11 protein-coding genes are annotated in these 12,364 nt (G+C 39.3%); 5 read left to right on the top strand and 6 right to left on the bottom strand.

The window, feature by feature from the left end:
- Window positions 1-157 precede the first annotated feature (157 nt).
- From HMPREF0013_RS21925 to HMPREF0013_RS21910, 4 genes are all read left to right on the top strand, one after another.
- Window positions 158-2,563: a glucose/quinate/shikimate family membrane-bound PQQ-dependent dehydrogenase gene (locus HMPREF0013_RS21925; RefSeq protein ID WP_002116290.1), complete on the top strand. Its 2,406-nt coding sequence runs from the start codon at window positions 158-160 to the stop codon at window positions 2,561-2,563.
- A 165-nt stretch (window positions 2,564-2,728) separates the two neighbouring features.
- On the top strand, window positions 2,729-4,372 hold the full coding sequence (locus HMPREF0013_RS21920) for a nitrite/sulfite reductase (protein WP_002116477.1): 1,644 nt from the start codon (window positions 2,729-2,731) through the stop codon (window positions 4,370-4,372).
- Window positions 4,365-4,850 (top strand): DUF934 domain-containing protein, encoded by a 486-nt coding sequence (locus HMPREF0013_RS21915; protein ID WP_002116122.1) that lies wholly within the window; start codon window positions 4,365-4,367, stop codon window positions 4,848-4,850. The genes HMPREF0013_RS21920 and HMPREF0013_RS21915 overlap by 8 nt, the downstream gene beginning before the upstream one ends.
- An 81-nt stretch (window positions 4,851-4,931) precedes the next feature.
- Window positions 4,932-5,285 carry a DMT family transporter gene (locus HMPREF0013_RS21910; protein WP_002116446.1) on the top strand — a complete coding sequence of 118 codons (354 nt, stop codon included), beginning with the start codon at window positions 4,932-4,934 and terminating at the stop codon, window positions 5,283-5,285.
- A 51-nt stretch (window positions 5,286-5,336) separates the two neighbouring features.
- On the opposite strand, the gene HMPREF0013_RS21905 is transcribed toward HMPREF0013_RS21910, so the two are convergent.
- The 3 genes from HMPREF0013_RS21905 to HMPREF0013_RS21895 all read right to left on the bottom strand — a co-directional run bounded on the left by HMPREF0013_RS21905 (window position 5,337) and on the right by HMPREF0013_RS21895 (window position 7,709).
- Window positions 5,337-5,780: a VOC family protein gene (locus tag HMPREF0013_RS21905; RefSeq protein WP_002116181.1), complete on the bottom strand. Its 444-nt coding sequence runs from the start codon at window positions 5,778-5,780 to the stop codon at window positions 5,337-5,339.
- A 129-nt stretch (window positions 5,781-5,909) separates the two neighbouring features.
- The gene (locus tag HMPREF0013_RS21900; protein WP_002116080.1) at window positions 5,910-7,085 is read right to left on the bottom strand and encodes a thiolase family protein; all 1,176 of its coding nucleotides are present in this window, start codon (window positions 7,083-7,085) and stop codon (window positions 5,910-5,912) included.
- Window positions 7,086-7,193: 108 nt separating this feature from the next.
- Window positions 7,194-7,709: a GspH/FimT family pseudopilin gene (locus tag HMPREF0013_RS21895; protein WP_002116357.1), complete on the bottom strand. Its 516-nt coding sequence runs from the start codon at window positions 7,707-7,709 to the stop codon at window positions 7,194-7,196.
- 379 nt (window positions 7,710-8,088) lie between these two features.
- Here HMPREF0013_RS21895 and omp38 point away from each other — a divergent pair, with 379 nt between their 5' ends.
- On the top strand, window positions 8,089-9,129 hold the full coding sequence (gene omp38 / locus HMPREF0013_RS21890; RefSeq protein ID WP_002116311.1) for an outer membrane protein Omp38: 1,041 nt from the start codon (window positions 8,089-8,091) through the stop codon (window positions 9,127-9,129).
- A gap of 124 nt (window positions 9,130-9,253) precedes the next feature.
- Here the strand turns inward: omp38 and HMPREF0013_RS25115 are convergent, their stop codons facing one another.
- The 3 genes from HMPREF0013_RS25115 to HMPREF0013_RS21875 all read right to left on the bottom strand — a co-directional run bounded on the left by HMPREF0013_RS25115 (window position 9,254) and on the right by HMPREF0013_RS21875 (window position 12,348).
- Window positions 9,254-9,412, bottom strand: a complete 159-nt coding sequence (locus HMPREF0013_RS25115) for a hypothetical protein (RefSeq protein WP_002116121.1) — start codon at window positions 9,410-9,412, stop codon at window positions 9,254-9,256.
- 3 nt (window positions 9,413-9,415) lie between these two features.
- Entirely contained in the window at window positions 9,416-10,621 is a 1,206-nt protein-coding gene (locus HMPREF0013_RS21880; RefSeq protein ID WP_002116075.1) for an RtcB family protein, read from the bottom strand.
- A 266-nt stretch (window positions 10,622-10,887) separates the two neighbouring features.
- Window positions 10,888-12,348 carry an amino acid permease gene (locus HMPREF0013_RS21875; RefSeq protein ID WP_002116519.1) on the bottom strand — a complete coding sequence of 487 codons (1,461 nt, stop codon included), beginning with the start codon at window positions 12,346-12,348 and terminating at the stop codon, window positions 10,888-10,890.
- Window positions 12,349-12,364 lie beyond the last annotated feature (16 nt).

The raw sequence follows: 12,364 nt of genomic DNA, 5'->3' as shown, positions 1-12,364 counted from the left end.
AACGGATTGTCGAGGGCTAAATCATTGATTGAATTATCCTGACCTTCCGTTTTTTCTTGATGCCTGAATTTGTTTTAGATGTATTGGTGATGCCATTTTTCTATAAGGCTCTTGGCACATCTTTCCTATAAAAATGATGATTGATAAGAGGTGGTTTATGAATCAACCTACTTCAAGATCAGGTTTAACGACTTTTACCGTAATTATTATTGGGTTACTGGCGTTATTCCTGTTAATTGGAGGTATTTGGCTCGCTACACTAGGCGGTTCAATTTACTACATTATAGCTGGAGTATTACTCCTCATTGTTGCATGGCAACTCTACAAGCGTGCTTCTACTGCTTTGTGGTTTTATGCTGCATTAATGCTAGGTACCATTATCTGGAGTGTCTGGGAAGTTGGAACAGACTTTTGGGCGCTTGCACCACGTTTAGATATTTTAGGTATTCTTGGTTTATGGTTATTGGTTCCGGCTGTAACTCGTGGAATCAACAACCTTGGATCAAGTAAAGTTGCCTTATCTTCAACTTTAGCAATTGCAATCGTGTTGATGGTTTATTCTATCTTCAATGATCCGCAAGAAATTAATGGTGAAATCAAAACACCTCAACCAGAAACAGCTCAAGCCGTGCCTGGTGTTGCTGAAAGTGATTGGCCAGCTTATGGTCGTACTCAAGCAGGCGTGCGTTATTCTCCATTGAAACAGATCAATGATCAAAACGTAAAAGACTTGAAAGTTGCTTGGACTTTACGTACTGGCGATCTTAAGACAGATAACGACTCTGGCGAAACGACTAATCAGGTTACACCGATTAAAATCGGTAATAACATGTTTATCTGTACAGCTCACCAGCAGTTAATTGCTATTGATCCTGCTACAGGTAAAGAAAAATGGCGTTTTGATCCGAAACTTAAAACGGATAAATCGTTCCAGCATCTAACTTGTCGTGGTGTGATGTACTACGATGCAAACAATACAACTGAGTTTGCAACGAGTCTTCAAAGCAAGAAATCTAGCTCTACACAATGTCCACGTAAGGTATTTGTACCAGTCAACGATGGCCGTTTAGTGGCTGTAAATGCTGACACTGGTAAAGCATGTACTGACTTTGGTCAAAATGGTCAAGTGAACTTACAAGAGTTCATGCCATATGCTTATCCAGGCGGTTATAACCCGACATCTCCTGGTATCGTGACTGGTTCAACTGTTGTTATTGCTGGTTCTGTAACAGATAACTACTCAAATAAAGAGCCATCTGGTGTGATTCGTGGATACGACGTTAACACTGGTAAACTTCTTTGGGTATTTGACACTGGCGCAGCGGATCCAAATGCAATGCCGGGCGAAGGTACTACTTTTGTTCACAACTCACCAAATGCGTGGGCACCTTTAGCATACGATGCCAAACTTGACATCGTTTATGTACCAACAGGTGTAGGTACACCAGACATCTGGGGTGGTGACCGTACCGAGCTGAAAGAGCGTTATGCAAACTCAATGTTAGCGATTAATGCTTCTACTGGTAAATTAGTGTGGAACTTCCAGACAACCCATCACGATTTATGGGATATGGATGTACCATCACAACCATCTTTAGCTGATATCAAAAACAAAGCTGGCCAAACTGTTCCTGCAATCTATGTATTGACGAAAACAGGTAATGCCTTTGTGCTTGATCGCCGTAATGGTCAACCGATTGTTCCTGTAACTGAGAAACCAGTTCCACAAACAGTTAAACGTGGACCACAAACTAAAGGTGAGTTCTATTCAAAAACTCAGCCATTCTCTGACTTGAACTTGGCGCCACAAGATAAATTGACTGATAAAGACATGTGGGGTGCCACTATGCTTGATCAGCTCATGTGTCGTGTATCTTTCAAACGTCTAAATTACGATGGTATTTATACGCCACCATCTGAAAACGGTACTTTAGTTTTCCCTGGTAACTTAGGTGTATTTGAATGGGGCGGTATGTCAGTTAACCCTGATCGTCAGGTTGCTGTAATGAACCCGATTGGTCTGCCATTCGTCAGTCGTTTAATTCCTGCTGATCCAAACCGTGCACAAACTGCAAAAGGTGCGGGAACTGAGCAGGGCGTACAACCGATGTACGGCGTACCATATGGTGTTGAAATTAGCGCATTCTTATCTCCGCTTGGTTTACCTTGTAAACAACCGGCTTGGGGCTATGTAGCTGGCGTTGATTTGAAAACTCATGAAGTGGTATGGAAAAAACGTATTGGTACAATCCGTGACAGTTTACCGAACTTGTTCCAGTTGCCAGCTGTGAAAATTGGTGTGCCTGGTTTAGGTGGTTCAATTTCTACTGCCGGTAATGTCATGTTTGTTGGTGCAACTCAAGATAACTACTTACGTGCGTTTAACGTTACTAACGGTAAGAAACTTTGGGAAGCGCGTTTACCAGCAGGTGGACAAGCAACACCAATGACTTATGAAATCAATGGTAAGCAATATGTTGTAATCATGGCTGGTGGTCATGGTTCATTTGGTACGAAAATGGGCGACTATTTAGTGGCTTATGCCTTACCAGATAACAAATAAAAAGCTTTTATAGAAAGGGCCCGGATTTATCCGGGCTTTTTTATGTCGATTTATATTAAAGCTTATCAATAAAACCGTTATTAAATATGCAAAAAAAGCATTTTATTGATGAATAAAAGCTCGCTATGCTATCCGCCTTAATAATGAATCTACTAGCCATACGCCATGTATTTATATACCGATTTCGACCAGCAGCTGGTTAATGAACGAGTTGCTCAGTTCCGTGATCAAACAGAACGCTATTTAGCTGGCAAACTTTCTGAAGACGAATATCGTCCATTACGTTTGCAAAATGGTTTATATGTGCAACGTTATGCGCCTATGCTGCGTATAGCTGTGCCGTATGGCTTAATGAATTCTAAACAATTACGTAAAGTTGCTGAAGTTTCAACTGCTTATGACCGTGGTTATGCACATGTATCTACACGTCAGAACATCCAGTTGAACTGGCCTGCGCTTGAAGATGTACCAGACATTTTAGCTGAACTTGCAACTGTACAAATGCATGCCATTCAAACCAGTGGTAACTGTATTCGTAATACCACAACTGACCAATATGCAGGTGTGGTTGCTGGTGAAATTGCAGACCCACGTCCAACATGTGAGTTGATTCGTCAGTGGAGTACATTCCACCCAGAATTTGCATTCTTGCCACGTAAGTTCAAAATTGCTGTTTCTGCACTTGAAGAAAAAGATCGTGCGGCAACTGCATTCCACGATATTGGTGTTTATATCGTGCGTAATGAAGCCAGTGAAATAGGCTATAAAATTATGGCTGGTGGTGGTTTAGGCCGTACTCCAATCATTGGTAGCGTTATCCGTGAGTTTTTACCACGTGAAGATTTAATTGCTTACTTAGAAGCGGTTTTACGTGTTTATAACTTGCATGGCCGTCGTGATAACAAATATAAAGCACGTATCAAAATTCTAGTTAAAGCATTAACTCCTGAAGTGTTTGCACAGAAAGTTGAAGCTGAATTTGAACATACACGTGAAGCATTGAAGATTCAGCCAGAAATCTTGAAAAAACTGGATGAAGAGTTCACTCCATTTGCTTACAAAGATTTAGCAGATGAAGACTTCACAGCTTTATTTGCTGAGCATCCAAAATTCAAACAGTGGTTCAACATCAATACGCATGCACATAAAGTAAAGGGCTATCGTATTGTTACGATTTCTTTAAAACGTGCAGGCATCGCACCGGGTGATATGACCACCGAAGAAATGAATTTTATTGCAGATCTTGCTGATAAATATACGTTTGGTGAACTTCGCACGACTCACGAACAAAACATTGCTTTGGCGGATGTACCTCAAAAAGATTTGTTCGATGTATGGCAAGCGCTTGAACAACAAAATATGGCGCGTGCACATATCGGCTTTATTACCGATATCATTAGTTGCCCGGGCGGTGATTTCTGTTCACTTGCAAATGCGAAATCAATTCCAATTGCTGAAGCAATTACACGTCGTTTTGATGACTTAGACAAAGTTTATGATCTTGGTCATTTAGATCTAAATATTTCTGGTTGTATGAATGCTTGTGGTCACCACCATGTAGGTAACATCGGTATTTTAGGTGTAGATAAGAAAGGCGCTGAGTTCTATCAAATTACATTAGGTGGTAATTCAGACCATGATGCATCAATCGGTGACATCTTAGGGCCATCTTTTGCAGCAGATGCTGTGCCTGATGTTATTGAAGAAGTATTGAATACTTATCTTGATTTGCGTACTGAAGGTGAGCGTTTTGTTGATACATATCGCCGTGTAGGAATTCAACCATTTAAGGAGCGTGCATATGCTTAATACAGCTCTACCAGTGCTTTATAAAGATGGCACGATTGCAGATAATACTTATCAAATCATTGCTGAAGATGGTGTTATTCCCCAAGGTGATGTTGTGGTCACAACAGCTCAACTCGATCAATTAGCTAACGTTCAAGGCAAAAAAGCTTTGTATGTGACCGTAAATGATTCACCTGAAGAGCACACATTTCCATTAAGTGAACTTGATGCAATCTTCATTGAATTTGCAGGTTTTGGTGATGGTCGTGGTTATTCATTTGCTGCACTATTGCGTCGTCAAGGTTTCCAAGGCGAATTGCGTGCAACTGGTGATGTGTTTAAGGATGTTCTAAATTACTTAAAACGTTCAGGTTTTGATAGTTTTGTGATTAAAGAAGGTAAAGATGTGCAAGAAGCGGCAGCTGGTTTGCAAGACTTTACCAACCCATACCAAGCTTCAACAGCCGTACCACAAGCAAGTTATCAAACTGGTGCTTAAATAGTTTTTAAATATAAAGGCTGAACTCAGGTTCAGCTTTTTTTATGAATAATTTTTAAAAGACTCAACTGAAGAACAACAATGTTAGGTTTAATTTCAAAAATAAATCCTGGTGCTTGGTGGCTACTTTTTGCTATTGCGACAGATGTACTCTCAACATTTTATTCTGCTAAGGGGAATGGCTTAGTCAATAAAACAGCTCAAGGCATTGCTCTGGTTTTGTATATTATTTCTTTTGCATGCGCTGCTATTGCTTTGAAATATATGCAAGCTGGAATCTTATATGTGCTTTGGTCTGGGATAGGTGTATTAGCAACCGCTTTTTTAGCAAAGATTTTTCTTGGTCAGAATATTGATGTGGCAGGATGGGTGGGAATTGGTTTTATTACTGTAGGTTTAATGATTATTGCGCAATATTCCAATATCGATGTTTAAAGCCCTTATAGAAATATTAAGTATCTCTATAAGGGCTGAATATTGAAAATATTAAGTGTCAAGCTGGCAGTTAACCATCCACTTTATACCGAACTGATCGGTAAAAGCGCCGTACAATGCGCCCCAGAACGTTTTTTCTAAAGGCATTTCAATTTGACCATCAACAGATAAAGCATCAAAAAGTTGTTTTGCTTTTTCTTGCTCATCTTTTTCAAGGTTGATCGATATGTAGTGATTATTTCCTTGGGTGAAAACGCTGTTAGGGGTACAAAACTGATCATTTGTATCTGAGGCCATAAGCACAGTGTACTCATTAATCGGTAAAGAAACATGTAGAACCAAATTTTTGTCGGCTTCCGATAACGTCACACCTTCAGGCGCTGGCATATCACCATAACGGCTTAACATACCGAATTCACCACCAAATACTGATTTATAAAAGTTAAAGGCTTGTTCTGCTTGACCTTGGAAATTGAGATAGTGATTGAGTTGCATTGTTATTGTCCATTGTTGTTTTCGTTTAAAGGAATAAGTTAAAACTTAAAAGTGATTTTGTGGGTCATTTTTTGTAGTTTTTTCATAAAAAATCCCACCGAAGTGGGATTTTAAAATAATGAATTTGGATTAAATGAGTTCAATTGCAACTGCTGTTGCCTCACCACCACCAATACAGAGTGCAGCAATACCTTTTTTACCGCCAGTACGTTTCAGTGCATGAATAAGTGTAAGAATAATACGAGAGCCCGTAGAACCTACAGGGTGACCTAGTGCACAAGCACCACCATTGATATTTACTTTCTCTGCATCAAGTTTGAAATCATCAATTGGGCACATGGTAACCATAGCAAACGCTTCGTTAATTTCCCACAGGTCAACATCTTGCGCATTCCATCCCGCTTTTTTAAGCACTTTTTCGATAGCACCAACTGGAGCGATCGTAAATTCTGAAGGATGCTGAGAGTTTGACGCTGTTGCGATAATTTTTGCAAGCGGTTGCAAACCGCGCTGTGCTGCAACTTCACTTGAAGTTAATACTAATGCAGATGCACCATCCGAAATAGAACTTGCATTTGCGGCGGTAATCGTACCGTCTTTTGCAAAAGCTGGTTTGAGTGAAGGAATCTTGTCAATCTTGGCATTTAAAGGTTGTTCATCCTGATCAACAAGGTCATCACCTTTACGACTAGGTACAGTAACTGGAACGATTTCGTCTTTGAAATAACCTTCAGTAATTGCTGTTTGAGCACGTTTTAAAGAGCGAATCGCAAAGTCATCCATTTGTTCACGTGTATAGCCACGAGTATTGGCCATATCTTGAGCAAATGAACCCATTAAACGCCCAGTTTCAGCATCTTCAAGCCCATCAAAGAACATATGATCTTTAATTTCGCCATGGCCCATGCGATAGCCAGCTCGTGCTTTTGGTAAAACATAAGGTGCATTTGTCATAGACTCCATACCGCCAGCAACAACAACTTCAGCACTACCTGCTTTAATCATATCAGCGGCTTGCATAACAGCTTTCATGCCAGAACCACAAAGCTTGTTAATCGTTACTGCACCTGTAGAGTCTGGTAAGCCAGCTTTACGCATCGCTTGACGTGCTGGACCTTGCTTTAGGCCAGCAGGCAGTACACAACCCATAATGACTTCTTCGACATCAGTAGGCTGTAAACCTGCTCGTGCGATTGCTTCTTTAATCGTTACAGCACCTAATTCAGGCGCTGTAAGTCCTGATAGTGATCCTTGAAAACCACCCATGGCAGTACGAGCACCATTTACAATTACGATGTCAGTCATTGTTGTAATCTCCGATTGTTCTTAATCTCAAAATAAGAAATGTTTAAAACCTAGGCAGTATATTGCAAAAATCAAAGAGAGATATCTTCTGCATTAGACTGTAGAGTTCTAACAATTTTTAAGGTCTTCTAAACGGGTGTGTCCCATTTTGCTGAGAATTAATTTAAAGTTTTTAAGCTGGTTATAAGAACAGTAAGTAAAAGTGCCGTTAGATTCGCGTGGGAGTCCTGTGTCGCCCTGAAATACAATACTATTTAGTTTTTTTCCAAACTTTTGAAATTTTAAAGAACCGTAGCGATGAGCAAATTCAACATTGGTTAATACTTCTTCATTATTTTCTCTTTGTAGATTCTGATTCGTGTCTACAAAGCTTATAAGACTTGTATCCCAGTTATTATTACATGTAGACAAATCAACACTTGGGCAAAGTACGACACTCTTATGTCGTAGAATTGCGTCGTATTTGGCTTTTTGTATATGAATTGTGAGTAGTCGAGGCGAATTTTTTAATTCTACAGAAGCCATAAATTGATGATATAAAGGAAGCGCTATAGTGGCCATAATCATAAGAATTGCGAGCGTTATAGCGAGTTCCAACAACGTGAAACCGGGAGATTTAAACATTAAAATTCCTTAATATATAAAGAGGTATTTTGATTTTATGCTTTCTATCAATGATTTATAATGATTTTTATAGTGAGGAAACACAAAATTAAATAAAGGTTATCAGGATGCTAGAATACTGGTAAAATCACCGTAAGCGAAAGAAAGAAGTTGTTCATATTTGCTAGTTGAGTGAAAAATTACCGAATTACAACGGAAATTGTAAGTAATTTTGTCAATAATTTACTTGATTAAAATTATCAAGCACTTGGAAAGTCTATCAAGTGTTTGTATGATTCAAATGTGAATAGCTTAAAAATAATACTGGGGTGAAAATATCTCAGGGGCCAATAAATTTAGGCTGAGCTTGAACAACAATTGTTATCTCTGGAGGATATCCATGAAATTGAGTCGTATTGCACTTGCTATGCTTGTCGCTGCTCCATTAGCTGCTGCTAATGCTGGCGTAACTGTTACTCCATTATTGCTTGGTTACACTTTCCAAGACAGCCAACACAACAATGGTGGTGACAAAGGCGAGTTAACTAACGGACCTGAATTACAAGACGATTTATTCGTTGGTGCAGCTCTTGGTATTGAGTTAACACCATGGTTAGGTTTCGAAGCTGAATATAACCAAGTTAAAGGTGATGTAGATCCTAACTACGGTGAATACAAACAAAAACAAATCAATGGTAATTTCTATGTTACTTCTGATTTAATCACAAAAAACTATGACAGCAAAATTAAGCCATATGTATTGTTAGGTGCTGGTCACTACAAATATGAGTTTGATGATGCTCGTTTAGCATATCATGATGGCGAAGAAGGTACTTTAGGTAACGCAGGTGTAGGTGCTTTCTACCGCTTGAACGATGCTTTATCTCTTCGTACAGAAGCTCGTGGTACTTATAACTTTGACGAAAAATTCTGGAACTATACAGCTCTTGCTGGTTTGAACGTAGTTCTTGGTGGTCACTTGAAGCCTGCTGCTCCTGTAGTGGAAGTTGCTCCAGTTGAACCAACTCCAGTTGCTCCACAACCACAAGAGTTAACTGAAGATCTTAACATGGAACTTCGCGTGTTCTTTGATACTAACAAATCAAATATCAAAGACCAATACAAACCAGAAATCGCTAAAGTTGCTGAGAAGTTAACTGAATACCCTAACGCTACTGCACGTATCGAAGGTCACACAGATAACACTGGTCCACGTAAATTGAACGAACGTTTATCTTTAGCTCGTGCTAACTCTGTTAAATCAGCTCTTGTAAACGAATACAACGTTGATGCATCTCGTTTGTCTACTCAAGGCTTCGCTTGGGATCAACCGATTGCTGACAACAAAACTAAAGAAGGTCGTGCTATGAACCGTCGTGTATTCGCGACAATCACTGGTAGCCGTACTGTAGTTGTTCAACCTGGTCAACAAGCTCAATAATTTGAGTTTTTGAACAGTAAAAAAGCGACTCGTTAGAGTCGCTTTTTTTATTGCGATTTTTAAAATATTTAGTCATTTCTATGTCTCCTTAATAATAATTACTTTCGATCTTGGTTTAAATTATTTACCAAACACCTTTCTTCAATTGCTGTTTAGCGTCTTGTCTATCTCTACGATGTTGAGCACGAGGTTTCTCTGTTTCATGTATTCCACCTTTGTGAAGTAAAGGGGAAAGAGCCACTTGATTACGGACTTTGATTTTTGACATTTCTTTAATTTTCATGTTTTAACCTTTAATACATAAAACTTGTTTAAGTGTGTGAACGACTTCAATGAGGTCTGACTGATTCGCCATGACTTCATCAATGTCTTTATAGGCGCTTGGAATTTCATCGACAACGCCACTTTCTTTACGGCATTCAATACCTTGGGTTTGTTCAATAAGATCTTGCTGATTAAAAAGAACTTTTGCTTTACTTCTGCTCATCTTGCGACCAGCGCCATGAGAACAAGAACAAAATGATTCAGGATTTGCTTTGCCTTTAACGATATAAGATCGTGCTCCCATTGAACCTGGAATAATACCTAACTCATCTAAGCCTGCTCTAATTGCACCTTTTCGGGTAATCAATAGATTTTCGCCAAAATGTGTTTCACGGCTTACATAATTATGATGACAATTAATCGCTTCTTTTGTCATTTGAAAAGAAGGGAGAGGAGGGCGGATCGCTTCTAAAATTAATCGCATCATCTCTTTGCGGTTTTCAAAAGCATATTCTTGTGCCCACTCTACAGCTTCTACATAATCATCAAAACTTTTTGAGCCTTCAGCAAAATAACTTAAGTCTTTATCAGGAACATGGCCAAAGCGATGCTGAGCTTCTTTTTTGGCTAACTCAATAAAGTAAGTACCAATAACATTACCAAGCCCTCTGCTACCTGAATGTAGCATTACCCATACGTCTTGATTCTCATCAATACATAACTCTATAAAGTGATTACCACCACCCAAAGTCCCAAGTTGCTTTTGCCATGTTGCATCAAATTGTCGAAGCATTCGGACAAGACCAGGATGCTTTTTGATAATTGGTTCTAAGCATTTTTCAAGTGGAATAATGCTAGAAGCTTTCGCTTTGACTTGTTTATGCAAAGCAAAGCCAACAGGGACTTTACGTTCAATTGCATCACGCAAACGACTTAAGTTATCAGGTAATTGTGAAGCCTTTAAACTCAAGCGAATTGCATTCATCCCACATCCAATGTCAACTCCTACAGCAGCAGGAATAATGGCGTGTTTGGTTGGAATAACACTACCTACAGTAGTGCCTTTACCCACATGCACATCAGGCATAACTGCAATGTGAGAATAGATGAATTGCAGCTGAGCCATTTTTTTGAGTTGTTCTATACTTTCACTATCTATATCTTGAGTAAAAATTTTAACAGGGACACCATAGAGTGCCTCCTTGTTTAATATTTTTTGTATGCCCATAATTTTTCTCTTATTTTTCCGTCCGAATAGGCATAAAAAAACCTAGCGAATGCTAGGTTCTAAGTTTAAGCATTCGGACAAGTGGTGTGAATTTGTACACTTGTCCGTGAGCTGACATCGTGCCAAATTATTTAATCTGTTTTACCTTGTACTAATGGCATGATGTCCTCCTTATTTAAAAGTGCCGTTGAAAATCTGAACGGCATTTTACGCTTTTTAAATCAAAGATCAAGCTTTTGATCTTTGATTTACTTTAATGACCAGTTTTAATCTTGCTCAGGTTTGACGTTCATTTGATCGTAAGAGATCAATTTGGTTTTATTTTTCCACTTATAACCTAACCAAATGATCAAGAACAGTGGCAAGCTAATATAGGTTGAAAGTAAGCCTAACCAATCAATTTTTCCACCTAAAATGGCTTGGTAGTTCTGCCCTAAGATAATGATTGAGCAGAGAATAAATGCAAACCAGGGTGCAAATGGGAAAAATTTGGCACGATATGCTAAATCTTCTAATTTATAGCCTTGAGCAATATATCCTTTACGGAAACGATAATGTGAAATCGCAATTCCTAACCAAACAATAAAACCGCACATACCCGACATATTGAGTAGCCAGTTAAATACTTGCTTTTCTCCAATAAATGTTGTGAGGAAGCAAAAAGCGGCAATAAATGTGGTGGCATAGAGCGCATTCATCGGAACGCCACGACCATCGAGTTTTCCAAACCACTTTGGTGCACGGCCTTCTTGAGCCATTTTAAACAACATACGAGTTGAGGAATACATGCCTGAATTACCTGCTGATAAAATAGCAGTAAGAATGACAGCATTCATTAAACTCGCAGCAAAAGCAAAACCTACTCTTTCATAAAGCAATGTAAATGGAGAAAGCGCGATATCTTCAGTGGCTGCTGCTTGCAATAAATTCGGGTCATCATAGGCAATCAGGGTGCCGATAATGAAAATACATAGGATATAGAATAATAAGATTCGCCAGAAAATCTGTTTGATTGCAAGTGGAATTGTCTTCTTTGGATCTTTTGATTCGCCAGCAGCAACCCCAACCATTTCAGTTCCTTGGAAAGAGAATCCGGCAATCATTGCTACACCAATCATGGCTTGTAAACCGCCTACAAAAGGTGCCTCTTTGTAAGTCCAGTTCCCGAATGTTGCAACACCTGGAGTTAGCATAATCTTGATGATCATGGCTAAGCCAATAATAATAAATGCAACAATTGCAATCACTTTTACCATTGAGAACCAGAATTCGCTTTCGCCAAATCCCTTTACTGTCATCGCGTTAATCATAAAAATAACGGCAAGGAATAAAGCACTCCAATAGAATCCCGGAATATCAGGGAACCAGAACTTCATAATAAACTGGACTGCAACAAGTTCAAATGCAACCGTAATTGCCCAGTTATACCAATAGTTCCAGCCTAGAGCGAAACCAAAGCCTTCTTCGACATAACGACTGCCGTAAGTAAAAAAGGCACCGGATGTTGGTGTGTGAGTTGCAAGCTCACCTAAGCTGGTCATTAAGAAGTAAATCATAATGCCAATGAGTGAATAGGCGAGTAGCGCTCCACCAGGGCCAGCGTTTGCAATGGTTGATCCAGAAGCAAGGAAGAGGCCTGTACCAATGGAACCACCAATGGCGATCATATTCAGATGACGAGCCCCAAGCTTACGCTGGAGTTTTTCAGGAGCATGTGTTTCGCTCATGGAGATTCCTTACATA

This window comes from Acinetobacter sp. SH024, from assembly GCF_000163635.1.
Classification (GTDB): Bacteria; Pseudomonadota; Gammaproteobacteria; order Pseudomonadales; family Moraxellaceae; genus Acinetobacter; species Acinetobacter pittii.
This window is presented reverse-complemented; position numbering and strand designations above follow the sequence as displayed.

Excerpts from the sequence above, each read along its gene's own strand:
- HMPREF0013_RS21895 (WP_002116357.1), bottom strand. The coding sequence starts at position 7,709 with ATGTTTAAATCTCCCGGTTTCACGTTGTTGGAACTCGCTATAACGCTC.
- HMPREF0013_RS21900 (WP_002116080.1), bottom strand. The coding sequence starts at position 7,085 with ATGACTGACATCGTAATTGTAAATGGTGCTCGTACTGCCATGGGTGGT.
- HMPREF0013_RS21920 (WP_002116477.1), top strand. The coding sequence starts at position 2,729 with ATGTATTTATATACCGATTTCGACCAGCAGCTGGTTAATGAACGAGTT.
- HMPREF0013_RS21905 (WP_002116181.1), bottom strand. The coding sequence starts at position 5,780 with ATGCAACTCAATCACTATCTCAATTTCCAAGGTCAAGCAGAACAAGCC.
- omp38 (WP_002116311.1), top strand. The coding sequence starts at position 8,089 with ATGAAATTGAGTCGTATTGCACTTGCTATGCTTGTCGCTGCTCCATTA.
- HMPREF0013_RS21875 (WP_002116519.1), bottom strand. The coding sequence starts at position 12,348 with ATGAGCGAAACACATGCTCCTGAAAAACTCCAGCGTAAGCTTGGGGCT.
- HMPREF0013_RS21910 (WP_002116446.1), top strand. The coding sequence starts at position 4,932 with ATGTTAGGTTTAATTTCAAAAATAAATCCTGGTGCTTGGTGGCTACTT.
- HMPREF0013_RS21915 (WP_002116122.1), top strand. The coding sequence starts at position 4,365 with ATGCTTAATACAGCTCTACCAGTGCTTTATAAAGATGGCACGATTGCA.
- HMPREF0013_RS21880 (WP_002116075.1), bottom strand. The coding sequence starts at position 10,621 with ATGGGCATACAAAAAATATTAAACAAGGAGGCACTCTATGGTGTCCCT.
- HMPREF0013_RS21925 (WP_002116290.1), top strand. The coding sequence starts at position 158 with ATGAATCAACCTACTTCAAGATCAGGTTTAACGACTTTTACCGTAATT.
- HMPREF0013_RS25115 (WP_002116121.1), bottom strand. The coding sequence starts at position 9,412 with ATGAAAATTAAAGAAATGTCAAAAATCAAAGTCCGTAATCAAGTGGCT.